The organism is Actinospineispora acaciae DSM 45401 (assembly GCF_000620785.1).
Classification (GTDB): Bacteria; Actinomycetota; Actinomycetes; order Mycobacteriales; family Pseudonocardiaceae; genus Pseudonocardia; species Pseudonocardia acaciae.
In genome coordinates, this window is the sequence record NZ_JIAI01000002.1 from 1,160,071 (window position 1) to 1,186,322 (window position 26,252).

Here is a 26,252-nt window from a genome sequence, read left to right on the forward strand (position 1 = left end):
GTCTCTTGGCCGATCCCGCATCGGCCGAAGGCTGGTTGCCGGTCGGCCGCTCGCCCGTCGTGGCGGACCGGTCCGGCTGCTTGAGTCTAGGTGTGTGAGGGGCCGAGGGAAGATTCGACTTCTCCTGGTCGATGACCAACCGGCGGTCCTGCGTGGGCTGCGGATGTGGCTCGGGCTGGAACCCGATCTCCTGATCGTCGGCGAGGCCGAGTCCGGCGCCGAGGTCGGCGACCTCGTCGACTCGCTGCACCCGGACGTCGTCGTGATGGACGTCGAGATGCCGGGCCTGAACGGCCTGGACGCGATGGCGGTCGTACATGCGGTCCGCCCCGCGCTGCCGGTGGTGATCCTGAGCTTCCACGACGACATCGAGACCAGGGCCAGGGCCTGGGTCGCGGGGGCGGCCGCGTTCGTGGCCAAGCACGAGCTGGAACCGGTGCTGCTGCGCACCATCAGGGCCGTGGCCGACAGGCGCTAGTTTCTAGTGGCCCGGTTTGTGGATCTTCGCGGTGACGTTCATGCCCGGTGCGAGCGCCACCCCGCCGGTGTTGGTGAACAGGATCTTCACCGGGATCACCTGGGTGACCTTCTGGAAGTTGCCCGAGCTGTTCTGCTCGGGGAACAGTGAGAACTGGGTAGCGGCCGCGCCCTGGATCTCCTGGACGATGCCGGTCACCGCGACGCCGGAGTAGGCGTCCACGCTGATGTCCACCGGGGCGCCGACCCGCACGTCCCCGACGTCCGTCTCGTCCACCCGCGCGGTGACGTAGATGTTGTTCAGGTTGTAGGCGGTGGCCAGCTGCGCGCCGGCGTTGTACCAGGCGCCCTCGATCCCGTTGTCCACCGCGATGGTGCCGTTGCCGGGGGCCTTGATGGTCTGCTGGGGCGAGCCGAACGGCGCCTGGATCTTGATCCGCCCGACGATCTGGTCCCGCCGCACCACGGTGCCCTTCCCGCCGCGCCAGTTCACCAGCGTGCCGGTGGCCGGCGCGTTGATCTGGATCTTGTCGCCGTCCACCTGGGCGTTGTCGGTGGTCACGTAGTTGCGGGAGTAGAGGAAGTAGGCGCCGCCGAACCCGAGTGCGGCGAGCAGGGCCAGCACGCCTATGATGCTGAGCCCGATCCTGGTGGAGCGCTTGAGCTTGCGCTTCGCGGGCGGGCCTGGGTTGTCGGTCGAGCCGGCGGGCTCAGGGGTGGTGGGGGGCGGGGTGCCGTTCCCGTCGGTTTCGCCGTGCGTCGTCGTCTTCGACGCACCGTCCGGCCCTTCCATCCCGATCTCCCCGGTTGGCGTGCGGCCCTCGGCGGGCAAATCTTCTTAGAAAACGCACCGTACCCTATTTCTGTCCCCCGCGTTGAGTAGTGCAGGAGACCTAACTGGGGGAGGCAGGCTTGATCCCGATCCGGACGAGCATGCGCGGACATCGGGGCTTCAAGATGGCGCTCGCGATGTCGCTGGCCTTGGGCCTGTCGGCCGTGGCGGCTGGTTGTGGCGGCGGTACCCCGCCGGCGCCCACGTCCCGGGTCGAGCGGGGCATGGTGGCCACGAAGGTGTCGGCGTCCGGCGCGCTGGCGGCGGTGACGTCGCAGAACCTGGCGTTCCCCAAGGGGGCGCAGCTCACCGAGGTGAACGTCAAGGTCGGTGACCGGGTTCAGCCGGGTCAGGTGCTGGCGAAGGAGGACGACTTCGCCTTCCGGCAGACGTTGAACCAGCAGCAGTCGCAGCTGGACCAGCAGCAGGCGTTGCTGGACAAGATCTCGGGCAGCCCCCAGGTGAAGGGTGCCGAGGCGTCGCTGGACCAGGCCAAGAAGATCCTGGACGCCACCAAGGAGAACGTCGACGAGCAGATCAAGCTCGACGAGAACGCCGTGGACCGAGCCCGCAAGCAGCTGGACTTCGACCAGCACGCGGCGGACATGGCGCGGAAGGCCATGATCGAGGCCTGCGGGAAGAAGGCGGCGTCCGAGATGCCCGAGGACGGCTCGACGGATCCGAGCACCAAGCCGTCGAAGTCGGCGAAGCCGTCGGCGCCATCGGGAGGCGGTGGGCTGTTGGGCCTGGGTGGGGACTCCGGCTTCGGCTCGGGCGGCAGCAATGCACTGAACGGGATGACCGGCCAGCAGGATCCTTGTGAGAAGGCGAAGCAGGCCTACCTCGAAGCCCAGCGGCAGGCCATTGCGTCCAAGACCGCGTTCGAGAAGGCCAAGCACCAGAAGGACGTGGACGAGACCCAGGGCCGGATCTCCATCGAGCGGGCCAAGCAGGAAGTGGTGTCCGCCCAGAACCAGCTGGACCTGGCCGAGAACGACAAGCCGGCCGACACCGACGCACAGGCCGCGCTGGTCGCCTCGGCACGAGCCGCGGTGGCGCTGGCGCAGAAGGACGTCGACAACGCCGTGCTCTACGCCCCGGTCGCCGGCACGGTCTCGGCGATCAACGGCGCCGTCGGCGAGTTCGTCGGGGCCGGCGGCGGCACCTCGGCGAAGGCTCCCGGCACCAACGCCGCGATCCCCGGCGTCGGCGCGGCGGCCACCAGCGACGCGTCGTCCTCCTCCGTCACCGGCGCACCGTCCGCCACCCGACCCGGCGGCGGCGCGTTCATCGTCCTGAACGACGTGAACAGCTTCCAGGTGGTCGTTCCCTTCGAGGAGTCCGACGCGGCGAAGGTCAAGCCGGGCCAGAAGGTTCAGGTCAGCTTCGACGCGATCCCGGACCTGACGCGGGAGGGCACGGTCCTCTCCATCGCCCCGTCCGGCACCGCGATCTCGGGCGTCACGAACTACTACGCCACGGTCCTGCTCACCCAGACCGACGACCGGCTGAAGTCCGGCCAGACCGCCGAGGCCGGCGTCCTGGTCAACTCGCTGGAGAACGTCCTGGTGGTGCCGAACGCGGCGGTGGTCCGCCAGGGTGGCCGCTCGTTCGTCAACGCCCCGGGACCGGACGGCAAGCCGATCCAGATTCCGTTCCAGCCCGGCGCGGTCGGCGACGACACCACCCAGGTGCTCTCCGGCCTGCGCGAAGGCCAGGAGATCCTGCTGCCCCAGGCCCAGGTCCAGGGCACCCCGTCACAGGGCGGCGGAGGCCGAGGCGGCGGCTGACCCACACCCGCCGCGATTCTTGGCCCGCGCCGGTCGACCCCCACCGACCGGCGCGGGCCAGCCTCTTTGTCGGCGCCTCAGCGCACCGAGACCAACGGCATCATCACGTCGTCCACGATCTCGACGATCACCGAGTCGGGCACCGGCGCGCCGTGCAGCAGGAAGTACTGGCGCAGCAGCGAGAGCCCGACGCCGGCGATCCGATGGGTGAGCGCGGTCGGCCGGACGGTCCCGCGCACCACGCCCCGGCGCAGGATCTCCAGCACGTTGGCGATGCCCGGCTCGATGAACCTGACCCGGATCACCCGCATCAGCTCGGGGTCGCGCACGACCTCGACCATCATGCCCCGGTTGGCCTCACCGGACGTGCTGTCGTGGATGGCCGCGATCGCGCGCAGGAACGCCAGCAGGTCCTCCCGGACGCTGCCGGTGTTCGGGGCCGGCACGTCGTGCGGGCGGGTGTGCTGCAGCGCGTCCACCACGAGCTCGGCGCGGCTGCCCCAGCGGCGGTACAGCGAGCCCTTGCTCGCGCGCGCCCTCGCGGCCACCCGCTCCATGGTGAGCTCGGCGTAGCCGCCCTCGGACAGCTCGGCGACTGTCGCCTCGAAGATCGCGGCGGTCAGTGCGTCGCCCCGTCGCCTCGGCGCCCGCCGGTGATCGGCCGAGTCCTCAGCGCAGTGGTCGATGCAGTCGGGGCCGACCGCCGGCGATGAACCTCGACCACTGTCCGCAACGTCGCTTGTCGAGATCATTGCCGTACCTTACTTGAAAACGAACCGTTCTCTATTTCTGTAGCGATGCAGCTCACCTCGGCGCGTGGATCGCCCTCAGCTCGGTCTTGAGCACCTTGCCGCTGGGGTTGCGGGGCAGCGCCTCCATCACCGCGACCTGGCGCGGGCACTAGTAGCCGGCCAGGCGCTCCCTACCGTACGCGTGGACCTCCTCGGCGGTCGGCGGGTCCGCCGGGTCGGTCGGGACCAGCACCGCCAGCGGCGCCTCGCCCCACCTCGGGTCCGGGACGCCGATCACGGCCACGTCGGCGATCTTGGGGTGCCCGGTCAGCACGTTCTCCACCTCGGCGCAGTAGATGTTCTCCCCGCCCGAGATGATCATGTCCTTCTTCCGGTCGACGACGTAGAAGTAGCCGTCCTCGTCCTCGCGCACCAGGTCGCCGGAGTGGAACCAGCCGCCGGCGAACGCCTCGGCGGTCTCCTCGGGCTTGTTCCAGTACTCGGTCATCACCATCGGGCCCCGGTACACGATCTCGCCGACCTCGCCGCGCGGCACGTCGTTCATCTCGTCGTCGACCACCCGGACCTCGACGTTGAGCATCGGCGTGCCCACCGACCCGATCTTGCGGATGGCGTCCTCGCCGCGCAGGTAGCAGGTGACCGGGCTGCACTCGGTCTGGCCGAACGCGGTCAGCACGTCCGCCTGGGGGAATGTGTCGATCATCGTGCGCAGCAGTGAGGTGGGCGCCGGCGCCGCGCCCCAGGAGATCTGGCGCAGCGCGGACAGGTCGCGCTCCCGGATCCCGGGCACCGCGCAGATCGCCTGCCACTGCGAGGGGACGAAGAAGCAGGTGGAGACCCGCTCGCGCGCCAGCAGCTCGACGGTGGCCGCCGGGTCGAACCCGCCCGAGCGCATGATGACGAACGTGCCGCCGGGCAGCAGGCACATCAGGTAGCCGGACAGCCCGGCGATGTGGAACAGCGGCGCCCCGGACAGCGACACCCGGTCGTCGCTGCTCCGGCCCAGGTGCATCGCGCTGCTGAACGCGTGCAGCAGCAGGTTGTGGTGGGTGAGCACGGCGCCCTTGGGACGGCCGGTGGTGCCCGAGGTGTACATGATGAACGCCGGGGAGCGCTCGTCGACGTCGACCGGGTCGTGCACCGGGCTGGCCTCGGCGAGCGCGCGCTCGTAGTCGTCATCGTTCGTGCCGCTCCGACCGCCGATGACCAGGCACTCGCGCAGCGCCGGGGCCTTCTTCCGCGCCTTGGCCAGCACGTCGGCGAACGCGGCGTCGACCACCGCCGCGACCGCCCCGCTGTCCGCGAGCACGTACGCCACCTCGTCGGCGACCAGCCGGAAGTTGATCGGCACCCCGATCGCGCCCAGCCGCACCGAGGCGAGGTAGGCCTCGACGACCTCGACGGAGTTCAGGCCGAGCACGGCGATCCGGTCGCCGGCCCGCACCCCCCGCTCCCGCAGCGCGTTGGCCAGCCTGGTGACACGCTGGTCCAGCTCGCGATAAGTGTGGCCGCCGCCCTCGAACCGCACGGCGGGGACGTCGGGGATGGTGCGGGCGTGCCGGGCGAGCTGGTCGCTCGCGGTCATGCCACGGGAGGACAGCGCTGGGGAGGTCACCATCCGCACATGGTGCTGTGGCTTCCGGCGCTGGTCAACGCCTCGACGGCGGTAACTTAGAACGCGTTCCAGCCGAGCTTGGCCGCCAGGCTCAGCCCGGCCAGCCCGATCCCGATCCGCAGCAGCCGCGACGGCAGCCGGCGCGCCACCCAGGGGCCGGCCCAGGCGCCGAGCACCAGCCCGCAGGTGAGCGGCAGCGCGGTCGACCAGGACACCGGGCCGAACAGCGCGAAGCCGACCGCCGCGATCACGTTGGACAGCCCCAGCAGCAGGTTCTTCAGCGCGTTCACCCTGATCAGGCTCTCCGGCAGCGTGGTGAGCAGCAGCGCGAGCATGAGCACGCCGGCCGCCGCGCCGAAGTAGCCGCCGTACACCGCGACCGCCAGCACCCCGGCCGCGACCAGCAGCCGGCGGCCCGTCGTGTCCGCCGGCTCGGTGACGTCGACGCCGGCGGGTGACCGGTCGCCGTTGCTCAGCAGCATCGCCACCGACGCGCCGGCCACCAGGAACGGCACGATCCGCTCGAACACGCCGGCCGGGGTGACCAACAGCAGTCCCGCGCCGGCCGCCCCGCCGAGCGCGCAGATCAGCCCGAGCCGGCGCACCCTCGGGAGCTGGCCGGCCAGCTCCGGGCGCGAGCTGGTCACCGTGCTGATGCTGCCCACCGCGAGCGACACGGTGTTCGTCACGTTCGCCGACGTCGCCGGGAGCCCGGCGGCGAGCAGCGCGGGGTAGGAGAACAGCGAGGCGAGCCCGCCGATCGACCCGACAAGTCCGGCCGCCACTCCCGCCCCGACGAGCAGCGCGAACAGCCCCGGAGTCACCGAACCAGCCTCGCACCGGCCGCTCACCCGGCCGAGTGGATGCGGTCAAGATCACTGTGTGTCGCCGTACACTGCGCACGGCATTGGCGGGGTGAGGTGGATGGCGAGGGTGAGCCGGTCGGCCTACCTGGAGTCCGCGCTCGACGTGCTCGCCCAGGCCGGCAGCGAGGGCCTCACCGTGGCCGGGCTGTGCTCCCGGCTGGGCGTCACCAAGGGGTCGTTCTACCACCACTTCGCCGGCATGCCCGAGTTCGTCACCGCGCTGCTGGAGTTCTGGGAGGACCAGCGCAGCCAGCGGCTGATCGCGGCGTCGCGCGCCGAGCCGGACCCGCGGGCCCGCTATCGGCTGCTGCTGGGCATCGCGGTGGGCCTCCCGCACGCGGCCGAGGCATCGCTGCGGGCATGGGGGCGCAGCAATGCCGAGGTCAGGGCGGTGGTGGCGCGGGTGGACGAGGCCCGTGAGCGGCACCTGACCGAGTCCATGATGATGTTCGGGTTGCCGGCGGAGCGGGCCAGGCTGCGCGCCCGGATCGCGATCGCCGTCCTGGTCGGCGCCCAGCAACGGGAGGACCCGGTGGACGTCGACGGGCTGCGCGCGATGCTCGAGGAGCTCAGCGCCGAGCTTCCGGAGGGCCCTTCCGATGAAACATACCTTGGAGTATGTTCTGCACCGGCAACGCAGCCGCCGCCGAAGGGGAACCGAAGATGACCATGACGGTCGAGCAGGCCGGGCTGACCGTGATCGACCCGGACGCCTACGCCGAGGAGGACCGGCTGCATGCGGCCTGCGCGGTGTTGCGCCGCGAGTCGCCGGTGCACTGGGTGGACGGGCTGCCGGAGTACAACCCGTTCTGGGTGGTGACCCGGCGCGCGGACATCCTGGAGATCGAGAAGAACCACGAGGTCTTCCACAACCACCCGCGCCCGGTGCTGGTCCCGGCCGAGGAGGACAAGCGCCAGGCCGAGCAGGGCATGGTGCTGCGCACGCTGATCCACATCGACGACCCGGACCACCGCAAGCTGCGCCCCATCGCGGCCGACTGGTTCCGGCCCAAGACGCTGCGCACCATGCAGGAGAACGTCAACGCGCTGGCCCGCCGGTACGTGGACCTGATGGCCGAGCGCGGCGGCGAGTGCGACTTCGCCAGCGACGTGGCCGTGCACTACCCGCTGCAGGTGATCCTGTCCCTGCTCGGGCTGCCGGAGAGCGACTTCCCCCGGATGCTCAAGCTCACCCAGGAGATCTTCGGCGGCCAGGACCCGGAGCGCAGGCGCGGCGAGACGCCGGAGGAGCAGCTCGCGGTGGTGCTGGACTTCTTCGCCTACTTCCAGCGGCTGATCAACGACCGCAGGGAGAACCCCACCGAGGACCTGGCGTCGGCGATCGCGAACGCGCGCGTCGACGGGGAGTACCTCAGCGACCTGGACGCGTCGTCCTACTTCGTGATCATCGCGACGGCGGGGCACGACACCACCAGCTCGACCATCGCCGGTGGCCTGCACGCGCTGCTGCGGCATCCCGACCAGCTGGAGAAGCTGCGCGCGGACCCGTCACTGCTGCCCGGCGCGGTGGAGGAGATGATCCGCTGGGTCACCCCGGTCAAGGAGTTCATGCGCACCGCGACCAGGGACTACGACATCGGCGGCGTCACCGTCAAAGAGGGTCAGAACGTGCTGTTGATGTACCCCTCCGGCAACCGGGACGAGGCCGAGTTCGACGACCCGGACCGCTTCGACATCACCCGCACGCCGAACCGTCACGTCGCGTTCGGCGCCGGCGTGCACTACTGCCTGGGCGCGCAGCTGGCCAAGATGGAGACGCAGGCCCTGTTCGCCGAGCTGCTGCCGAGGCTGGAGCACATCGAGCTGGCCGGGCCGGTGGAGGGGGTGCCGAGCACGTTCGTCAGCGGCCTCAAGCGGCTGCCGATCCGCTACCGGCTGGGCTAACGCATCGCCGCCCGGTAGTAGTCGTAGAAGTCGGTGATCACGTGCTCGGCGGGCACCAGGACGCCGGCGTACGCCGATGACCGCATGCCGAGCTGACAGCGCCGGCAGGCCTCGAAGTCCTGGCGGTTGGTGATGTCCAGCAGCTCGACGGCGCCGGCGGGGTCGAAGCCGTCGGCGGCCATCGCGTCGGGGTCGAACAGCCAGTCGACGAGTACGCGGGTGTGGTCGGGTGCCACGGGGACCAGGCGGAACAGCGCCACGTGGTCCGGTACCAGGATCAGGAACACGTTCGGCCGGAGTATGACGCCGTGGAAGATCCTGTCGTCCTCCGGCAGCAGGCCGGGCAGCCTGGGCCGAGCCGCCGCGCCGGATCGGGAGAACCCCTCGACGTGCTCGGCGAACCTGGCCCCCGTGCCCACGCCGCCGCTCACGGTGCCGTAACCCGAGGCGAACTGGGGGAGCGCGGCGGTGAGCTCGGGATGGATCGTGGCGCAGTGGTAGCACTCCATGAAGTTCTCGATGACCGACTTCCAGTTGGACTCCACCTCGTAGGTGATCCTCCTGGCCAGCCCGAGGCGCTCGACGCCGTAGCGCTCCAACACCTCCGGCCCGCCCAGCCGCGCCCGCAGCTGCGGCTCGACCTGCTGGTTCAGCGGCCGGGCGGCGGAGGAGAGGTTGAGCCAGAGATACCCCAGCCACCGCTGCAGGCGCACCGGGTGCAGCCCGTGCTCGGCCTTCACCAGGTCGGGCATCTCGCGCATGTTCGGCGCGGCGAGCAACCGCCCGTCCAGGCCGTACGTCCAGGAGTGGTACCCGCACCTGATGGCCCTGGCAAACGCGCCGGACTCCTCGGTGCACAGCCACGCGCCGCGATGCCGGCACAGGTTGCGGAACGCCCGGACCTCGCCGTCCCGGCCCGCCACCACCAGCACGCTCTCCCCGCCGACCTCGGTGCGCAGAAACCGTCCGGGCGAGGCGACCTCCTCGGCGCGGCCGACACACATCCAGGACCGTTCGAAGATCGCCCGCTGCTCGGCCTCGAAGACCTTCGGGTCTGTGTAGAAGCGGCCGGGCAGCGTGGGCACGAGGCTCGTCGTCATCGTTGTCTCGTATCATGAAACAAATGCACTATATGGGACAACGCACAGCGTGCGGTCGGCCTGGCCCGCTGTCAAGGGCCGTGGGCTGTCGAGAGGGCTTCGGTCAGCCGCGCTTGGGGTATCCGTTGCGGCGGGAGATCTCGGCGGCGGCGTCCACGACCTGGTCGGCGATCGCCGGCATGGTGTCGTCGTTGAGGCGAAAGGCCGGGCCCGAGACCGTCACGGCGGCCTCCACCTGGCCGTCCAGTGCGCGGACCGGGGCGGCCACGGCGGCCAGGCCGATCTCGTGCTCCTCGAATGTGGTGGCGTAACCCCGCCGCCTGACCAGCGCGAGCTGCTCGCGCAGCCGGGTGGGGTGCACGACCGTGCCCGGGGTGAAGCGTTCCAGGCCGTCGGCGAGCACGGCGTCCAGCTGTCCCGGCGGCAGGTGCGCGAGGAAGATCTTACCGGCGGAGGTGGCGTGCATGGGGGTTCGCTGGCCGACCCAGTTGATGGTGGTCACCGTGGACGAGCCGATCACCTGGTCGACGCTGATCACCTGGCGGCCGTCGTGGATCACCAGGTTCACCGTCTCGCCCACCGCCTCGGCCAGCCGCTGGCAGACCGGGCGGGCGAGCACCCGCAGGTCGTAGTCCCTGGTGGCGCCGGCGGCGAGCCGCACGATGCCGTGCCCGAGCCGGTAGCGCCCGCGCTCGCTGTGCTGCTCCACCAGGCCGCGCGCCTCCAGCGTGGCCAGCAGCCGGAACACCGTCGACTTGTGCACGGCCAGCTCGGCGGCGATCTCGGTGACGCCCGCCGCCCCGTGCCCGGCCAGCACCTGCAGGATCGACACCGCGCGGTCGACCGACTGGACGGCTTGGACGGCACCGCCGCTGTCTCGTGTCTCGCGGTTGTTGGGCATGGCGAAACAATAGGCTTGACCGCGTGGCAGAGCCGTCTTTCACCCTGGTGCAGCTGCGGTACTTCGCGGCGGCGGCCGAGCACGGCAGCATGACGGCGGCCTCCCGCGCGCTGATGGTCTCCCAGTCGGCGGTGTCCACGGCGGTGGCGCAGCTGGAGAAGGAGCTCGGGGTTCAGCTGTTGCTGCGCCATCACGCCCGGGGGCTGACCCTCACCGAGGCGGGCCGGGGCTTCTACCAGGAGCTGCGCGGGTTCCTGCTGCACTCCGGCGAGCTGGCCGAGTCGGCAAGGCGGGCGGGCCACGCGCTGGTCGGGGACCTCGCGGTGGGCTGCTTCATCACGCTGGCGCCGTTCCGGTTGCCCAGCCTGCTCGCGGCGTACCACGGGCGGTTCCCGGACGTGCGGGTCACCATGGTCGAGGGCGAGCACGCGCTGCTCAAGCGGGCGCTGCGCACGGGGGAGTGCGAGCTCGCGCTCATGTACGGCTACGACCTGGACGAGGACATCGAGCACGTCGCCGTCGACGCCGTGCCGCCGTACGCGCTGGTCTCCGGCGACCACCCGCTCGCCACGCGCACCCCGCCCGAGGTCTCGCTGGCCGAGTTCGACGGCGAGCCGATGGTGCTGCTCGACCTGCCGCACAGCGCGAGCTACCTGGAGTCCGTGCTGCGCGGCGCCGGGGTGGAGCCGGTGATCCGGCATCGCACCGCCGGCTACGAGACCGTCCGCGCGCTGGTGGCGCACGGGCACGGCTTCGCGCTGCTCAACCAGCGCCCGGTGCACGACCAGACCTACGACGGGGCGCGCATCGTGGCGCTGCGGCTGCGCGACGAGGTGGAGCCCTTGGAGATCGTGCTGGCCTGGATGCGCGGCTCCCGGCTGACCCGCAAGGCCCAGGAGTTCAGCCGGATCTGCCGCTCGATGTACGCGAATTCCCGTCGATAAGAAGACAGCCTACATATAAGGTCTCCGGGCATGACCTCATTGAGGGTGAACCGACTGGTGCGCGGAGTCGCGCTGCTGTGCACCGGGCTGTTGGCCGGAGCGTTCTTCTACGGCTGGGTCACGGTCGTGCCGGCCTACCAGTACGTGCCGATCGATGTCCATCTGCGCTTTCGGACGGTGCTCATGATGGTCAACGCGCCGGTCATGCAAACCCTGATGATCACCGCGATCATCGCGTGCCTCACGCTCGCGGTGCTCTCTCGCGGCTGGCATCGCACGGTGGCCTCGGCGGCCTCGGCGATGGCACTTACCAGCCTGCTCGTGACCCGGTTCGGCAACGTGCCGATCAACGATCGGATCAGGACATGGCCGGTGTTTGCGCCGCCGGCCGGCCACCTCGAACTACTGCAACGGTGGGACAGCTACCACGGCATCAGGACCGCGACCGCCGTGCTCGCGTTCGTCCTGCTGCTGGTCGCGCTGGTCTGGGTCACGCCGACCGCATCGACCGCCGACGGGGCGGAGGTGAGGAACGACCTCCTGTGGTCGCTGCAACTCGTGGTGGCCGCTTTCCTCACGGTGTCCGCCATTCTGAAGCTGTCCGGAGCCGCGACGACCGTGGCGACGTTCGATGCCCTCGGACTGGGGCAGTGGTTTCGCTACCTGGTGGGCTCGCTGGAGCTCGCGGGCGTGGTCGGGCTGCTGGTCCCGCGCTTGTCCGGCCCGGCCGCGTTGGGCTTGGCGGGCGTGATGGCGGGCGCGACCGCGACAAACGTCATCGTCACCGGCGGCCCGCTGTTCCTCACCGCCGCGCTCTTCGCCGGTCTCGTTCTCCTCGCGTGGGGGCGCCGCTCTCACATCATCGCGGCGGTAGCGTTCGCGAGCTCACGGGCTGAGCGGGCTCGGTAGGAGCGACCCGTCCGCCACGGCCGACGGTGCGACGGGCGAGCAGGTAGTACAGCGGCGAGGTCACCACCAGGCTGACGATCCAGGACAGGTCCGCGCCGCTGAGGTACTGCGAGATGGGCCCGACGTAGATCGGCGTGTTCATGAACGGGATCTGCACGGCGATGCCCAGCACGTAGGCCACCATGGCGTCCCTGTTGAACCGGCCGTAGATGCCGCCGTCGTGCCGGAAGATCGAGTCGATGTGGTAGTTCCCCTTGTGGATCGCGTAGAAGTCGATCAGGTTGATCGCCGTCCACGGCACCAGCACCACCAGCAGCGCCAGCACCAGGTTGACGAACAGGCTCAGGAAGTTCTTGGACGCGGCGATCGCGACCGCGGTGGTCACCACGATGACGATCACCGACAGGCCGGTGCGGGTGCGCGCGGTGGGAATCCAGCGCTGCACGTAGGTCTGGATGCAGGTGATCACGGCGAGCACCGCGCCGTAGAGGTTCAGCGCGTTGTGGCTGATCACGCTGAGCAGAAACAGCAGCAGCATGACCGACCCGAGCGAGCCGGTGACGTCGCGGACGGCCTGCATGGTCTCGGTGTCCGCCGGCGCGGCCAGCGCCACCACCGCACCCAGCATGAACGGCAGGATCGAACCGAGCGTGCAGCCCAGGTAGGTCGCCCAGAACGAGCGCATCACGCCGACGTTCGCGGGCAGGTACCGGGAGTAGTCGGACACGTACGGGGCGAACGCGATCTGCCACAGCGCGGCCAGCGACACGGTGGCCAGCCAGCCGGCGACGCTGAACCCGCCCCTGGTCCAGAAGTCGGCCGGCACCCCGCCGACGATGATCCAGGCGAACGCCGCCAGGATGCCGACGCCGAGCACCCAGGTGCCGATGCGGTTCAGAATGTGGATGAAGCGGTACCCGATCACGCAGATGACCCCGGAGCCGACCGCCCCGATCACCACCCCGACCGGCACCGGCACCGCGCCCGCGATGCCGTGCAGCGACTGCCCGGCCAGCACGATGTTGGACGCGAAGAAGCCCAGGTACATCACGGCGGCGATGACCACGACCAGCAGCGCGCCCACCGAGCCGAACTGGCCCCGGCTCTGGATCATCTGCGGGATGCCCATCTGCGGCCCCTGCGCGGAGTGCAGCGCCATGAACACCCCGCCGACCAGGTGGCCGACGATGATCGCGGACAGCGCCCAGCCGAAGCTCAGGTGGTAGACGAGCACGCCGGCGGCGCCGGTCACGATCGGCAGCGGCGCGATGTTCGTGCCGAACCACAGGGTGAACAGGTCGCGCACCCTGCCGTGCCGTTCGTTCTCGGGCACGAAGCCGATGGTGTGCTTCTCGATGAGCGCGGGGGCGCCGGGTTCCACGGCCATGGGGGACCTGCTCTCCTTGCCGGATGTGCGAGTCATGCTGGGCGGCCGCCACAAACCCGGTCAAATAGATGTTTCCGACCAAGGCCATCTGTTTCAGTGATGACCTAGTTATCTGTGCAGTTGATGCAAACTAGCGAAAACATCTGTTTGACGGATATGTGGCCGGCCGCTCACGCTGGGACGATGTCGCACGACTTGGCCCCCACGGACATCGGCGAGGGGTTGCGCGAGGCGTTCGTCCAGGCGATGGGGCGGGCGGCCACCGGGGTGATGGTGGTCGGCGCCAGCGACGGCGGCCGGCGGGTGGCGCAGACGGTCAGCTCGATGTGCTCGGTGTCCGCCGAGCCGCCGCTGGTGCTGGTCTGCATCCACCGCCGCAGCCCCGTCAACGCCGCCATCGCCCGCAGCCGCTCGTTCTGCGTCAGCATGCTGGCGACCAGGCACGACCACGTCGCCGACACGTTCGCCGGCCGTCCGTGGCCGGGCAAGGAACGCTGGGACTTCACCTGCGGCGACTGGGAGCCGGCGCGCTCCGGCTCGCCGCGCCTGGTCGACGCGCTGGCCGCCTTCGACTGCGCCGTGCACTCTGTCGTCGAGGCCGGCAGCCACCTGGTGTACCTGGGCGCGGTCCACGACATCGTGGCCTCGACCGGCGCACCGCTGGTCTACGTCGACCGTTCCTACGCGCGGGCGCACCCCGTCGCGCCCTCGTACTTCCCCGAGTTCCCGGACGCCCACCCGGACAACCGGTACGGCAACCCCGCCGTCCGCCCCACACCCGCCACGGAGGACCCTTCATGATCCGCACCGGACAGGACTACCGCGACTCGCTCGGCGCCGGCCGGGAGATCTGGGTCGACGGCGAGCGGGTCAAGGACGTGACCACGCACCCGATGTTCGCGCCGATCGTGAACATCCGCGCCCGCATCTACGACATGGCGCACGAGGCGGCCACCCGGGACACCATGTCCTATGTGGACTCTGAGACGGGCGAGCGGAACAGCGTGTCCTGCAAGCTGCCGCGCACCCAGCAGGACTGGATCGACAAGCGGGCGGCCATCGACGCCGTGCTGGACGAGGCGCGCGGCGTGGTCACCCGGGTCGGCGACGAGACCGTCGGCGAGATGTGGTCGCTCTACGACGGCCAGGACGTGCTCAACGAGGTGGACCCCCAGTTCGCCGAGAACATCCGCCGGCACATCGCCCGGTCCGTGCGCGAGGACCCGTTCCACGTCTCGGCCAACACCGACCCGAAGGGCGACCGGTCCAAGCGCCCGCAGGACCAGGACCCGGACATGCTCCTGCACGTGGTCCGGGAGACCGACAGCGGCATCGTGGTGCGCGGCGCCAAGTACGAGACCGCCGCCGCGTACGCGAACCAGGCGTTCGCCAAGCCCACCATCGCCAACTGGGGCGACGCCGAGCTGTCCGACTACGCCGTCGGGTTCATCCTGGACATGGACGCCCTCGGCCTGAAGTACCTGTGCCGCACCGGGTTCGCCGGCCGGGGCAGCGCGGCGGACTACCCGCTGTCCAACCGGGTCGACGAGATGGACACCCTGGTGGTCTTCGACGACGTGGAGATCCCCTGGGAGAACGTGCTGTTCTACCGGCACACCCGCGCGGCCACGTTCATCCGGGCCACCCTGCACCGCTACTCCGCGCTGCCGTTCACCCAGCGCAACCTGCGGCTGGCCGACCTGATGATCGGCGCCGCGCTGTGGAACGTGAAGCAGACCGGCCTGGAGCGCCAGCAGGCCGTGCAGGAGAAGCTCGCCCAGCTCGCCTGCTACCGAGAAGGCATCAACGCCCACCTCACCGCCGCCATCGCGATGGGCCAGCGCAGCCCGGGTGGGTTGCTGATGCCCGAGCAGTCGCTGCTCTACACCGGCCGGGTGCTGGCCACCACCCAACTGCCGGCCATGATGCACCTGGCCAGGGAGCTGTGCGGCGGGCAGATCTGCATCACGCCGGACGTGGCCAGCTTCGAGAACGCCGACACCGCCCCGTGGTTGGAGAAGTACTACACGATCAACGACAGTTGGGTGGCCGACGACCGGCGCAAGCTGCTCGCCTTCGCCCGCGACCTGCTCAACTCCGACTACGCCGGGCATAGGCTGACGTTCCAGCTGTTCGCGCAGTCCCCACCGTTCGCGCACCTCGCCGCCGTGTACCGCAACTTCGACTGGTCGGGGCCGCTGGACATGGTGCGCTCGGCCGCCGACCTGTCGGAGAACGTCAAGTGACCGTCCATAAGAGACTGCGGAAGTTCAACACCCGCGACACCTACCCGGAGCAGAAGCTGGACAACGACCTGTGCCAGGTGGTGGTCGCGAACGACACCGTCTATGTGCGTGGGCAGGTCGGGCAGGACCTGGAGACCAGCGAGTCGGTCGGCATCGGCGACCCTGCCGCGCAGGCCGAGCGGGCGATGGCCAACATCGAGCAGTTGCTGTCGGAGGCGGGGAGCAAGCTGGAGCACCTGGTCAAGCTGACGATCTACATCGTCGACCCGCGTTACCGTGAGCCGGTGTACCGGACGATTGGGCGCTGGACGCGGGGGGTGTATCCCATCTCTACCGGGCTGGTGGTCTCGGCGTTGGCTCGGCCGGAGTGGCTGGTCGAGGTGGACGCGATTGCGGTGATCCCGGCGTGACGTTCTCGATACTGGGTACGGACGGTCGGGGTCGGTTCGGCATGGCGGTGAGCTCGTCCAGCCCTGCGGTGGCGGCGCGGTGTATTCATCTGCGCGCGGGCGTGGGCGGTGCGGGGTCGCAGAACATCACCGACCCTCGCCTCGGGGGAGCGGTGCTCGACGCGTTGGCTTCGGGGTCGGACGCGGTGGCGGCGTTGGAGTCGGTGGTGTCCGAGTGCGCCGAGGCGGACTACCGGCAGCTCACGGTGATCGACAAGTCGGGGCGGTCGGCGCATTTCAGCGGCTCGCGGACGCTCGGGGTGCACGCGGGCTCGTCGGGGGAATCGTCGGTGGCGGCCGGGAACCTGCTGGCGTCCGCGGGCGTGCCCGAGGCGATGGTGCGGGCGTTCGAGGACTCCTCCGGTGAGCTGGAGTCTCGGCTTATGGTGGCGTTGCGGGCGGGGCTGGCCGCCGGCGGCGAGGCGGGGCCGGTGCGTTCGGCGGGCCTTGCGGTGGTCGACGAGGTGCCGTGGCGGGTGACGGACCTGCGGGTGGACTGGCACGACGACCCGATCGGTTCGCTCGCGGACCTGGTCGAGCTGTGGCTGCCGCAGCGCGACGACTACGTCACCCGTGGGCTGAACCCGGCGTCGGCGCCGTCCTACGGTGTGCCCGGGGACCGGTGAGGTCGGTCCGACGTCACTGCCAGATCTCGACGGCGATCTCGCGGAGCCGTTCGCTGAACAGGCCGGCGGGGGCGGCTTGGTGCAGAAGCTCGCGTAGCTGGGCGTCGAAGGCGTCGAGTCGCGTTCCGAACAGGTGTGGTGCCGAGCTGGACAGGGAGTACACCGAGGCGCGAACCTGCTCTGGGGTGCGTTCTACGATCCTTGCTGGTAGTTCGATGCGTTGCGGATCCCGGAAACCGGCGGCCCGGTAGATCTCTTCTTCGCCACTGGCGGTGCCGTTCGGCAACGTGCGTTGTCCGGCGCGGCGGATCGTGCCCAGGTAGCGGTGGATGAGAGCCGTGATGGCGGCGCGTGGTGGTTGTGGGTGTGGCAGCGGTTCGGTGGTGTCGATGCCTTGGTGTGTCGTTGCATGGACGTGTACGACGGCGCCGGTCTCGGGCAGCATCCGTCGGGCGGTGGCGGCGACCCGGGGGCGGTCCGTCCAGTGGAAGGACTGCGCGAAGCTGATCACCGTGGGTGGTGGAAGATCGGCTGGGAGATCTTCGGCGCGTAGTTGGCGCCATTGCACGTTGTCGATACCTTGACGGGTGGCTTCGGCTGCGGCGGCGTGGAGCATGTCGGCGTCGGGGTCTAGTCCGATGACGTCGGCAAACATTGGGGCCAGGGGGAGGGTCAGGGAGCCGGGGCCGCATCCGATGTCCAGTAGTCGTCCCGTGCCGTTCAGGTTTAGTGCTGTCGTTATCGTCGTCGTGAGGGCTGACGGATAGGGCACTCGTCCTTGGGTGTAGAAGGGTGCGCTGCCGGCGTAGAGACTGGGATCCCAGTTCCAGGTTTGCATGTTTCCTCATGTCGTGCGGGGTGCGTGCCGTTATTTGTTTCGTTCGAAAATCGCTGGCGCGATTTCCGACGACCTGAATTTGTAGGTTGCTTGGTGCCGTCCCCAGTGGCGGCTGGGCACGTTGGGTGGGGTTGTCCCGTCTTTAGACGGGACCACAGCCAGATGACCACACTGGGTCTGGCTTCCCTAGGCACCCGAGTCTTGGAGACAGTCCGGGAGGGCAGGCGACGTGCCCAGCACTGCCGCAGTTTAAAACACGTCAGCTTGTCGCGGTGGTCGCCTGGAATTGTCGGTGGGCTCGGCTAGCGTCTTGGGTATGGCAAACGGGCAGGTCACGACGGGGTTGGCGGGGCTTCCGCCGGGTCCCGAGCTGGCCGCTGCCCTTGCCACAATCGACCCGGCGCAGGCATCCAACGGCGAGATCATCACTGTTCTGCGAGCGTGGTCGCGGCTCCGTGCGCAGGTCGACGCGCGGTTCCTGGCGGTGGTCGCTGAGGTTGGCCGCCGCGATCCGGACAGTGAGCTGCACGAGGTGGCGCGGCTGAGTGCGCCGGCTCGGTACGGCGCGGACGAAACCCGGCTGGCGTTGGCCTGGACTCGGCGCGCCGCCGAGGCCGAGCACGACTTCGCCGAGGTGTTGACCATCCAGTTGCCTGCGGTGTGGACGGCGCTGGACCACGGGGAGATCGACCGGCCCAAGGCCCGCGCTTTCTACGACCACCTGTCCGACCTGCCTGCCGCGCACATCGAACTGATCTGCCGTGCCCTGCTGCCCAAGGCCGGCGGGTTGACCACGGGGCAGCTCCGCGCCCGGCTGGCGCGCATGGTCATCGCCATCGACCCGCGATATGCCCGCAAGCAGTACGAGAAGGCAGTGGCCGAGCGCGGTGTCGTCGGTTGCCTCAACCCGGACGGCACCGCCGTGATCACCGCCGATCGGCTCCCGCCCGATGAGGCCGCCGCGGCCTGTGAACGCATCGATCGGCTCGCCCGCGCCGCCAAGCGTGCCGGGCATCCGGGCAGGCTCGACCAGATCCGCGCGGACGTCTTCCTGGGACTGCTCGATGGCCGCTTCGACAAGCTCAACCGCGAACAGATCGTCAGCCTGCTCGTCGACACGGCCGCGAGCGTTCCTCCGGTGCGCACCGGCATCGAAGTTCGCGTGGAGCTGGGCACGCTGCTCGGTCACGACGACCATCCCGGGGAGATCCCCGGCTGGGGACCCGTCACCGCCGACGTCGCCCGGCGCGTTGTCGGCCGCCAGCGCGGGGCCGAATGGCGCTTCGCGGTTACCGACGCGGACGGCCACCTGGTGTGTGCCGGCATCACCCGGCGGCGGCCGGTGGGTGTCCGCAAGGAAAGCGATGGCGGGGTCGTCGAGCTGCACGTCCCCGCGACCTTGCTCCACGAGCTTGCCGGCGACCCACCCGCCGCGTGGGCGGGCGTGATCACAGACATCGCCAAGCAGCTCGCCGACTGGCCAGAACGGGAACCCACACTCGACGGCCGACCGGGCCGGCGGCTACCCACCGAGCCTCTGCGCCGAGACACCCAGGTCCGCGACCGCACCTGCCGGGGTCCTGGCTGCCGGCGGCCGGCCACCCGATCAGAGTTCGACCACACCCGCGACTACCGCCACGGCGGGGCCACCGTCCGGAGCAACGGCGGCCACGTCTGCGACCACGATCATGATCTCAAGACCAAGGGAGGCTGGATACTTCGACAACCACAGCCCGGAACGTTCATCTGGATCAGTCCGCTCGGCCAGGTCCACCGGACCCGAGGTGACCCAGTCATCCTCCCGCTACCCGAGCCCGAGAACGGGGACGACGACCCGCCGCCGTTCTGATCAGCCGCGCGGCCGGCTCCGGCGGGTGAACGGTGCTGGTCGATAAGGTGGCGTTTGTCGGCGACCGGGATGGGAGCGTGCCGTGGCGGCCCACGATTCGGACCTGCCGGTCCGCGATGCCGTGGACCAGCTGATGGAGCAGTGGCGGTTGGTGCGGCCGGATGTGGACGTGTCGGCGATGGCGGTGTTCGGGCGGCTGCACCGCAGCTTCTACCGGTACCTCGACCAGATCGTGCCGGTGTTCGAGAAGCACGGGATCAACATGGCGGCGTTCGACGTGCTGTCGGCGCTGCGGCGCAGCGGGCCGCCGTTCCGCAGGACCGCGGGAGAGCTCGCGCAGCAGACGCTGGTCACCACCGGCGGGATCACGCTGCGGGTCAAGCGGCTGGAGGCGGCCGGCCTGGTGACCAGGGAGGGTGACCCGGACGACGGGCGGGTGGTGCACGTCAGGCTCACCCCGGCCGGGCTGGCGGTGATCGACGCGGTGGTCGAGGACCATTTTCGCAACGAGCGGCGGATGCTGGAGGGCCTGTCCGAGGCCGAGCAGCGGGAGCTGGCGCGGTTGTTGAGCCGGGTGGAGCTGTCCCTGGAGCTGGCCAAGATCAGCGAGTAGGGGCCGTACCAAGATTCTTTGTTGGGTCTCAGGATTCGGGTCGTTGCAGGTCAGGTGGCTGGCTCGGGGTGAGTGACGCGGGCCACGTCGGTGGTCTCGTGTTGCCAAGGCGCGTGGGGGTTGTTACAAACCTCGTACGCAAACTATCTGAGCGCTAAGACATCTACCCGACGATGGGGGTCACCGTGACCGTCGCCCAGCACAGTGCCGATCTCGAAGCGTTGATCGACTCTTGTATCGCCAGCAAGGACAGCCGCAACGAGGACTGGGACACGCTCGCGTTCCAGGCCAAGGCCGGTGACGAGTTCCGGCGGGCGCAGATCCGATACATCGGCTCGGGGGCGACCGGCAACCACGAGAGTGACAGCCGGATTCTGCCCTCGGAGCACTTCACGTTCTCCAACATGCGGTTGCCGGCCGGCGCCATCGGGCCGGAGCACACCCACCATGACGTGGAGGAGGTGTTCTTCGTGCTGGAGGGCACCCTCGAGGTGACGGTGCACGACGTCGAGGACGGCACCAGGACGGCCAGCCGGACCCTCGGCTACCGCGACCTGATTCGGGTGCCGGCCGGGGTGCCGCGCAGCCTGCGCAACGTGGGGGATACGGACGCGCTGTTCTGCGTGGTGATCGGCGCGCAGCGACCGCAGCTGCCGACGTACCCGCCGACCTCGCCGATGCACGGCGTGACCAGGTAGCCGACGATGGCGCGCACCCTGCGACTGGTTCGGCAGACCTGGCTGGCCGAGGGCGTGCGGGAGCTGCGGTTCCGCGATCCGGCCGGGGGCGAGCTGCCGGGATGGGAGCCGGGTGCGCACGTCACCGTCATGCTGCCGAACGGCGTCGGGCGGGACTACTCGCTGTGCGGCGATCCGGCCGACCGGGCGGAGTGGACGGTGGCGGTGCTGCGCGAGCCGGCCTCGCGGGGCGGCAGCTCGTATGTGCACGAACGGTTGGGTGTGGGCGAGCTGCTGGCGGTGGACGGGCCGCGCAACAACTTCCCGTTGCGGCCCGCCGGGCGGTACCTGCTGGTGGCGGGCGGCATCGGGGTCACGCCGATCCTGGCGATGGCCCGCGAGCTGGCGTCGGCCGGCGCGGCGTGGTCGATGCTGTACTGCGGGCGCGAGCGCTCCGGGATGGCCTACCTGCCGGAGCTGCGCGAGCTGGCCGGGGATGCGCTGGCCGTGCACTGCGATGACGAGCACGGCGGGCCGCCGGACCTGGATGCGGTACTCGGCGAGCTGCCCACGGGCACGCACGTGTACTGCTGTGGGCCGGAGGGGCTGCTCGCGGCGGTCGCGGACCGGCTGCCGGAGTCCGTGCCGCTGAGCGTCGAGCGGTTCCGGGCCGACGCGCCGGCGCCGCTGGCGGCGGACGCGGAACCGGAGTTCGACGTGGTCTGCGCCGGCTCGGGCGTGCGGGCCAGGGTGGCGGCCGGGGTGTCGATCCTGGACGCGCTGGCCGGAGCCGGGGTCGAGGTGCCCAGCTCCTGCCGGGAGGGCATCTGCGGCACCTGCGAGACCAAGGTGCTGGCCGGCGAGCCCGACCACCGCGACCTGTTGCTCTCCGACGAGGAGAAGCGGTCCGGGCAGACCATGCTGCTGTGCGTCTCCCGGTGCCGCTCTCCCGAACTCCTACTGGATCTTTCCTGATCACCACCACCTGAGGAGAGTCATGACTGCCTTGCGGCTGGAGCCGTACCAGGCCCGAACCAGGCCGCTGACCAGCTACGAGCATGCCTTCGCCGACGAGCTGGAGGCGATCTACGGGCGCGGCGTGCACGACCTGGACGGACTGGTCGCCGCGCTGAACGAGACGGGGGTACGGCCGGCCGGGGGCGCGGACTGGTCGGCGGAGAGCCTGTGCGCCGAGCTGGCTCGGCTGGCGGGGGAGGGATGAACATGCTGGACACGGTCGAGGGCCGGGTCGCGCTGGGGCTGCGGGACAGGTGGTACGCGCTGTGCCCGTCGAGCCGGGTGCCCACCGGGGAGCTGGTCCGCATCGAGCGGGCCGGCGAGGAGCTGCTGCTCTGGCGCGACGCCGCCGGCACGGTGCACGTGCAGGAGGACCGCTGTCCGCACCGGGGGGCGCGGCTGTCGATGGGCGTGCACATGGGCGACCGGGTGGCGTGCAACTACCACGGCGTGCAGGTCGACGCCTCGGGGGTGGTGGTCTCGGTGCCGGGCAGCCCGGGATGCGCGCTGGAGGGCCGGCGGGCGCTGCGGACCTTCCCGGCCGAGGAGCACGCCGACGCGATCTTCGCCTGGCTCGGGAGCGGGGAGGACACGCAGCCGGAGCCGTTGCGGCTGCCGGAGACGATCTCGGGCGGTGAGTGGGGGCACTTCCTGTGCTACGTGGAGTGGGACGCGCCCTGGCTGTACTCGCTGGACAACCTGATGGACCCGATGCACGGCGCGTTCCTGCACCGCAACTCGCACACGATGTTCAGCGGCAAGCGGGAGGCGGTGTTCCAGATCCGGGAGACCGAGCGGGGGTTCGTGTTCGAGAAGACCGACCAGCGCGGGGTCAACTTCGACTGGTCGGAGTGGGCGGACACCGGGCTGCAGTGGGTCGGGCTGGAGATCCCGTACCCGGCGACGGCGGGTCCGGGCGGTCCGTTCGCCATCGCGGCTACCGTGACCCCGATCAACGAGCGCCAGCATGCGGCGTTCTTCTGGCGGTGCCGCAAGGTCAGCGGGTGGGAGCGGGACAGTTGGCGGTTCCTGTACCGGGCACGGCTGGAGGAGCGGCACTGGGCGGTGCTCGAACAGGACCGGGTGATGTTGGAGGCGATGCCGCTGGACGCGCACCGGCGGGAGAACCTCTACCAGCATGACATCGCCCTGGTGCGGCTGCGCCGGCTGCTTCGGTCGGCCGCTCAGAAGCAGCTGAGCGCCGAGCGGCCGGCGGAAGCCCCGGTCGCGGCGGTGTCCCGATGACGCCGGTCGCCCGGTTGCGGGCCATTCGGTCGGTGACGCTGTGCTCGCCGGCCGCCACGGACGCGGCGGAGTTCTACGCCGAGGTGTGGGGGCTGGAGCGGGTGGAGGCCGACGGCGGCGCCGCCTGGCTGCGCGGCACCGGCGCCGAGCACCACATCCTGGAGCTGCGCCCGGGCGCCAGCAACGGCCTCGGCAAGATCGCGTTCGCGGTGGGGAGCCCTCGGGAGGTGGACGAGGCGGGCCGGCGGCTCGGGGCGCTCGGGGTGCCGCTGTTGACCGAGCCGGGGCCGTTGGACCAGGTCGGTGGGGGGTACGGGCTTCGGCTGATCGACCCCGAGGGACGGCTGGTCGAGCTGTCGGCGGACCTGGAGGCGGTGGTCCCCCGGGACCCGGACGGGCACGCGGCCATCCCGCGCAAGCTCGCGCACGTGGTGCTCAACACCGTCGACATCGACGCGGCGTGCGAGTTCTACACCGGAGTGCTCGGGATGCGGATCTCGGACTGGTCGGAGCACCAGATGGCGTTCCTGCGCTGCAACACCGACCACCACGTGATCGCGTTCAACGCGGCCGAGTGGACGTCGGTCAACCACGTAGCCTACGAGATGACCTCGATCGACCACTTCATGCGCGGCATCGGGCGGCTGCGCCACCACGGCCAGCTGCCGCTGTGGGGGCCGGGCCGGCACGGGCCGGGCAGCAACACGTTCTCCTACTTCGCCGACCCGGCCGGGCTGGTCTGCGAGTACACCTCCGAGGTGGCGCAGGTGGACGAGGACGCCTGGCTGTGCCGGGTGTGGCGGCGCACGCCCGAGCTGTCCGACCTGTGGGGCACCGCCGGCCCGCCGTCGCGGGACGTGCGCACGCACATGGCCGGCGTGCCCGACCCCGGGCATCTCCAACGGTCGGCGTCATGAGGGTGGCGGTGCTCGGGTTCGGCGGCATCGGCGCGCCGGTGGCGCACGCGCTGGCCAGGGGCGAGGTGCCGGGGGCGGAGCTGGCGGGCGTGGTGCGCCGGGATCCGGCGTCGGGCGCGGACGGGTTGGCGGTGCTCGGCCTGGACGAGGCGGTCGAGCGGGCCGACCTGGTCGCCGAGTGCGCGGGCCAGCGGGCGCTGGCCGAGGTGGGTGCCCGGGCGGTCGGCGCGGGCCGGGACCTGCTGGTGGTGTCGATGGGCGCGCTCGCCGACGACGCGGTGTTCGAGGCCCTGGTCGCGCCCGCGCCGGGTCGGGTGCACCTGTGCGCTGGCGCGATCGGTGGGCTGGACCTGCTGGCCGCCTCGGCCCGGATGGGTGGGTTCGGTCAGGTGCGCATCACGACGACGAAGGCCGCCGCAAGCCTGGTCCAGCCGTGGATGGATGCGGGGCTGGCGCGGCGGTTGCGGGAGGCGACGGAGCCTCTGGAGCTGATGCGCGGTCCGGCGCGGAAGGTCACCCGGGCGTTTCCCCGGTCGGCCAACGTGGCGGCGGCGGTGGCGTTCGCGGCGCGGGACTGGGACGCGGTGGAGGCGGTGGTCGTCGCCGACCCGTCCGTCGAGCGCACCTCGCACGTCATCGAGGCGCACGGGACCGCGGGCGACTACCGGTTCGAGATCCGCAACCGGCCGTCGGAGCGCAACCCGGCGAGCAGCGCGGTGGTGCCGTTCGCGGTGCTGCACGCCATCGAGGCGCTGGCCGGGCGAACCATGGTGTTCCGGTGAGCGTGTTCGTGCACCGGGCCGGCGAGGGCGGGACGCCGGTGCTGTTGCTGCACGGCATCGGGGGCTCGCACGTGTCGTTCCGGGCGCAGCTCGGCGCGTTCGCGGCGGCACACCGGGTGCTGGCCTGGGACGCCCCCGGCTATGGGGCGTCGGCCGACTCGGGGGCAGCACCCGGGATGTCCGGGTATGCGCGGGCCGCTGCATCGCTGCTGGACGAGCCGGCGCACGTGGTGGGGGTGTCCTGGGGCGGGGTGATCGCGACCCGGCTGGCCGTCGAGCACCCTGGCGTGGTCAGGTCGTTGACGCTGGCGGACAGCACCCGGGGGTCCGGGCGGACGGCGGACGGCGCGGCCGCGATGCTGGCCAGGGCGGACGAGCTGGCCAGGCTCGGCGCCGAGGAGTTCGCTCGCCGCCGCGCCCCACGCCTGGTCGCCCCGGACGCCGACCCGGCGGTGCTGGACGGCGTCATCAAGATCATGTCGGGGGTGCGGCTTCCGGGGTACCGGTTCGCCGCGGAGTCCATGGCGGCCACCGATCACACCGGACTGCTGGGCCGGGTCCAGGCCCCGACGCTGGTGGTGGTCGGGGAGCAGGACCAGGTCACCGGGGTCGCGGAGGCCCGGCGGCTGGCCGAGGGCATTCCGGGCGCGCGGCTGGAGGTGATCGCGGCGGCCGGCCATGCCGCAAACCAGGAGCGGCCGGAGGCGTTCAACCGGCTGCTGCTGGAGTTCTTCGGCCGGGTGGGGGTGGCGGCATGACGCTCGCCGGCCGGACAGTGGTGGTGACCGGGGCCGGGCGCGGGCTGGGCCTGGCCATCGCGCACGCCGTCGGCGCCGAGGGAGCGCGGGTCGTGGTGGCCGAGCGCGCCCCCGACCGTGCTCGGGCCGCCGTGGCCGAGCTGACCGAGCACGGCATCGAGGCCCATCGGGTGGACGCCGACGTTTCCGACCCGGGCTCGGTGCGCGCGCTGGCCGACGCGGTGGCCGCGATCGGGCCGGCGTACGCGCTGGTCAACAACGCTGCGCTGGCCGACGGCGTGGGCGGGCGGTGGTTCCACGAGATCCCGGTGGAGGACTGGGACCGGGTCATGGCGGTCAACGTGCGCGGGCCGTGGCTGGTGGCCGCGGCGCTCTACCCCCAGCTGGCCGCCGCCCACGGACGGATCGTGAACCTGGCCTCGGACGCGGCGTTCTACGGCTCGCCCCGGCTGGCGCACTACGTCACGTCCAAGGGGGCCGTGGTGGCCATGACCAGGGCGATGGCCAGGGACGCCGGCCGCGACGGCGTCACCGTGAACGCGGTGGCGCCCGGGTTGACCGAGGGCGAGGCGGCGGAGCGCATCCCGGCCGAGCGCCACGAGCTGTACCGCCGTAACCGTGCCCTGGAGCGGCCACAACAGCCCGACGACGTGACAGGCGCGGTGACGTTCCTGCTGTCCGAGCGAGCGGGCTACATCACCGGCCAGACCCTGCTGGTCGACGGCGGGTTCGTCTGCCGCTGAGCGTGCCACTGAGG

28 protein-coding genes are annotated in these 26,252 nt (G+C 70.8%); 20 read left to right on the plus strand and 8 right to left on the minus strand.

Features of this window, described 5'->3' with window-relative positions; translation table 11 throughout:
• Positions 1-94: 94 nt before the first annotated feature.
• Positions 95-478, plus strand: coding sequence for a response regulator (locus N912_RS62045; protein WP_169747880.1), 384 nt, complete (start codon positions 95-97; stop codon positions 476-478).
• A gap of 3 nt (positions 479-481) precedes the next feature.
• Here N912_RS62045 and N912_RS0115215 read toward each other — a convergent pair whose 3' ends face one another.
• Positions 482-1,270 (minus strand): HlyD family secretion protein, encoded by a 789-nt coding sequence (locus N912_RS0115215; protein WP_084210884.1) that lies wholly within the window; start codon positions 1,268-1,270, stop codon positions 482-484.
• 119 nt (positions 1,271-1,389) lie between these two features.
• On the opposite strand from N912_RS0115215, the gene N912_RS0115220 reads away from it, so the two are divergent.
• Positions 1,390-3,099 (plus strand): HlyD family efflux transporter periplasmic adaptor subunit, encoded by a 1,710-nt coding sequence (locus tag N912_RS0115220; RefSeq protein WP_156993585.1) that lies wholly within the window; start codon positions 1,390-1,392, stop codon positions 3,097-3,099.
• Between the two features lie 77 nt (positions 3,100-3,176).
• Here the strand turns inward: N912_RS0115220 and N912_RS0115225 are convergent, their stop codons facing one another.
• The 3 genes from N912_RS0115225 to N912_RS0115235 all read right to left on the minus strand — a co-directional run bounded on the left by N912_RS0115225 (position 3,177) and on the right by N912_RS0115235 (position 6,290).
• Complete coding sequence (locus N912_RS0115225) at positions 3,177-3,851, minus strand: TetR/AcrR family transcriptional regulator (protein WP_084210885.1); 675 nt, start codon at positions 3,849-3,851, stop codon at positions 3,177-3,179.
• Between the two features lie 148 nt (positions 3,852-3,999).
• Positions 4,000-5,469, minus strand: coding sequence for a long-chain-fatty-acid--CoA ligase (locus tag N912_RS52070; RefSeq protein ID WP_245645283.1), 1,470 nt, complete (start codon positions 5,467-5,469; stop codon positions 4,000-4,002).
• Between the two features lie 53 nt (positions 5,470-5,522).
• Complete coding sequence (locus N912_RS0115235; protein WP_028923109.1) at positions 5,523-6,290, minus strand: sulfite exporter TauE/SafE family protein; 768 nt, start codon at positions 6,288-6,290, stop codon at positions 5,523-5,525.
• Positions 6,291-6,390: 100 nt separating this feature from the next.
• Between N912_RS0115235 and N912_RS52075 the strand changes: the two genes are divergently transcribed.
• Both N912_RS52075 and N912_RS0115245 read left to right on the plus strand, forming a co-directional pair.
• Positions 6,391-6,999 (plus strand): TetR/AcrR family transcriptional regulator, encoded by a 609-nt coding sequence (locus N912_RS52075; RefSeq protein ID WP_051580201.1) that lies wholly within the window; start codon positions 6,391-6,393, stop codon positions 6,997-6,999.
• Positions 6,996-8,237, plus strand: a complete 1,242-nt coding sequence (locus tag N912_RS0115245) for a cytochrome P450 (protein ID WP_051580314.1) — start codon at positions 6,996-6,998, stop codon at positions 8,235-8,237. Before N912_RS52075 ends, N912_RS0115245 begins: the two co-directional genes overlap by 4 nt.
• Here N912_RS0115245 and N912_RS0115250 read toward each other — a convergent pair.
• Positions 8,234-9,337 carry an aromatic ring-hydroxylating oxygenase subunit alpha gene (locus N912_RS0115250; protein WP_028923111.1) on the minus strand — a complete coding sequence of 368 codons (1,104 nt, stop codon included), beginning with the start codon at positions 9,335-9,337 and terminating at the stop codon, positions 8,234-8,236. The genes N912_RS0115245 and N912_RS0115250 overlap by 4 nt on opposite strands.
• Positions 9,338-9,440: 103 nt before the next feature.
• Positions 9,441-10,238 (minus strand): IclR family transcriptional regulator, encoded by a 798-nt coding sequence (locus tag N912_RS0115255; protein ID WP_028923112.1) that lies wholly within the window; start codon positions 10,236-10,238, stop codon positions 9,441-9,443.
• 23 nt (positions 10,239-10,261) lie between these two features.
• Here N912_RS0115255 and N912_RS0115260 point away from each other — a divergent pair, with 23 nt between their 5' ends.
• Both N912_RS0115260 and N912_RS65715 read left to right on the plus strand, forming a co-directional pair.
• Positions 10,262-11,182, plus strand: coding sequence for a LysR family transcriptional regulator (locus N912_RS0115260; protein ID WP_028923113.1), 921 nt, complete (start codon positions 10,262-10,264; stop codon positions 11,180-11,182).
• Between the two features lie 45 nt (positions 11,183-11,227).
• A complete protein-coding gene (locus N912_RS65715; RefSeq protein WP_245645284.1) occupies positions 11,228-12,091 on the plus strand; it encodes a DoxX family protein in 864 nt (287 codons plus the stop codon).
• Here the strand turns inward: N912_RS65715 and N912_RS0115275 are convergent.
• The gene (locus tag N912_RS0115275; protein WP_028923114.1) at positions 12,042-13,478 is read right to left on the minus strand and encodes a purine-cytosine permease family protein; all 1,437 of its coding nucleotides are present in this window, start codon (positions 13,476-13,478) and stop codon (positions 12,042-12,044) included. The genes N912_RS65715 and N912_RS0115275 overlap by 50 nt on opposite strands.
• 183 nt (positions 13,479-13,661) lie before the next feature.
• On the opposite strand from N912_RS0115275, the gene N912_RS52085 reads away from it, so the two are divergent.
• From N912_RS52085 to N912_RS0115295, 4 genes are read left to right on the plus strand one after another with little or no spacing between them, the layout of a single operon-like run.
• Complete coding sequence (locus N912_RS52085) at positions 13,662-14,279, plus strand: flavin reductase family protein (RefSeq protein WP_051580202.1); 618 nt, start codon at positions 13,662-13,664, stop codon at positions 14,277-14,279.
• Positions 14,276-15,724 (plus strand): 4-hydroxyphenylacetate 3-hydroxylase family protein, encoded by a 1,449-nt coding sequence (locus N912_RS0115285; protein ID WP_028923115.1) that lies wholly within the window; start codon positions 14,276-14,278, stop codon positions 15,722-15,724. The genes N912_RS52085 and N912_RS0115285 overlap by 4 nt, the downstream gene beginning before the upstream one ends.
• Positions 15,721-16,134: a RidA family protein gene (locus tag N912_RS0115290; protein WP_028923116.1), complete on the plus strand. Its 414-nt coding sequence runs from the start codon at positions 15,721-15,723 to the stop codon at positions 16,132-16,134. Before N912_RS0115285 ends, N912_RS0115290 begins: the two co-directional genes overlap by 4 nt.
• On the plus strand, positions 16,131-16,799 hold the full coding sequence (locus N912_RS0115295; protein WP_028923117.1) for a DUF1028 domain-containing protein: 669 nt from the start codon (positions 16,131-16,133) through the stop codon (positions 16,797-16,799). Before N912_RS0115290 ends, N912_RS0115295 begins: the two co-directional genes overlap by 4 nt.
• Positions 16,800-16,812: 13 nt before the next feature.
• On the opposite strand, the gene N912_RS0115300 is transcribed toward N912_RS0115295, so the two are convergent.
• Positions 16,813-17,637: a class I SAM-dependent methyltransferase gene (locus N912_RS0115300; RefSeq protein ID WP_028923118.1), complete on the minus strand. Its 825-nt coding sequence runs from the start codon at positions 17,635-17,637 to the stop codon at positions 16,813-16,815.
• 316 nt (positions 17,638-17,953) lie between these two features.
• Between N912_RS0115300 and N912_RS0115305 the strand changes: the two genes are divergently transcribed.
• The 10 genes from N912_RS0115305 (at position 17,954) to N912_RS0115350 (ending at position 26,238) form a co-directional block, all read left to right on the plus strand.
• Positions 17,954-19,486 (plus strand): HNH endonuclease signature motif containing protein, encoded by a 1,533-nt coding sequence (locus tag N912_RS0115305; RefSeq protein ID WP_028923119.1) that lies wholly within the window; start codon positions 17,954-17,956, stop codon positions 19,484-19,486.
• Positions 19,487-19,568: 82 nt separating this feature from the next.
• Complete coding sequence (locus N912_RS0115310; RefSeq protein ID WP_028923120.1) at positions 19,569-20,099, plus strand: MarR family winged helix-turn-helix transcriptional regulator; 531 nt, start codon at positions 19,569-19,571, stop codon at positions 20,097-20,099.
• Between the two features lie 173 nt (positions 20,100-20,272).
• A complete protein-coding gene (locus tag N912_RS0115315) occupies positions 20,273-20,797 on the plus strand; it encodes a cupin domain-containing protein (RefSeq protein ID WP_211261241.1) in 525 nt (174 codons plus the stop codon).
• A 6-nt stretch (positions 20,798-20,803) separates the two neighbouring features.
• A complete protein-coding gene (locus N912_RS0115320) occupies positions 20,804-21,751 on the plus strand; it encodes a PDR/VanB family oxidoreductase (RefSeq protein WP_028923122.1) in 948 nt (315 codons plus the stop codon).
• A gap of 22 nt (positions 21,752-21,773) precedes the next feature.
• A complete protein-coding gene (locus N912_RS0115325) occupies positions 21,774-21,998 on the plus strand; it encodes a recombinase-like helix-turn-helix domain-containing protein (protein WP_037064426.1) in 225 nt (74 codons plus the stop codon).
• Between the two features lie 2 nt (positions 21,999-22,000).
• On the plus strand, positions 22,001-23,038 hold the full coding sequence (locus N912_RS0115330) for a Rieske 2Fe-2S domain-containing protein (RefSeq protein ID WP_211261242.1): 1,038 nt from the start codon (positions 22,001-22,003) through the stop codon (positions 23,036-23,038).
• A complete protein-coding gene (locus N912_RS0115335; RefSeq protein ID WP_028923125.1) occupies positions 23,035-23,955 on the plus strand; it encodes a VOC family protein in 921 nt (306 codons plus the stop codon). The genes N912_RS0115330 and N912_RS0115335 overlap by 4 nt, the downstream gene beginning before the upstream one ends.
• Positions 23,952-24,737, plus strand: a complete 786-nt coding sequence (locus N912_RS0115340) for an aspartate dehydrogenase domain-containing protein (RefSeq protein WP_037064430.1) — start codon at positions 23,952-23,954, stop codon at positions 24,735-24,737. The genes N912_RS0115335 and N912_RS0115340 overlap by 4 nt, the downstream gene beginning before the upstream one ends.
• Positions 24,734-25,495: an alpha/beta fold hydrolase gene (locus N912_RS52090; RefSeq protein WP_245645285.1), complete on the plus strand. Its 762-nt coding sequence runs from the start codon at positions 24,734-24,736 to the stop codon at positions 25,493-25,495. Before N912_RS0115340 ends, N912_RS52090 begins: the two co-directional genes overlap by 4 nt.
• Positions 25,492-26,238, plus strand: a complete 747-nt coding sequence (locus N912_RS0115350) for an SDR family oxidoreductase (RefSeq protein WP_028923127.1) — start codon at positions 25,492-25,494, stop codon at positions 26,236-26,238. The genes N912_RS52090 and N912_RS0115350 overlap by 4 nt, the downstream gene beginning before the upstream one ends.
• The last annotated feature ends 14 nt before the right edge of the window (positions 26,239-26,252 follow it).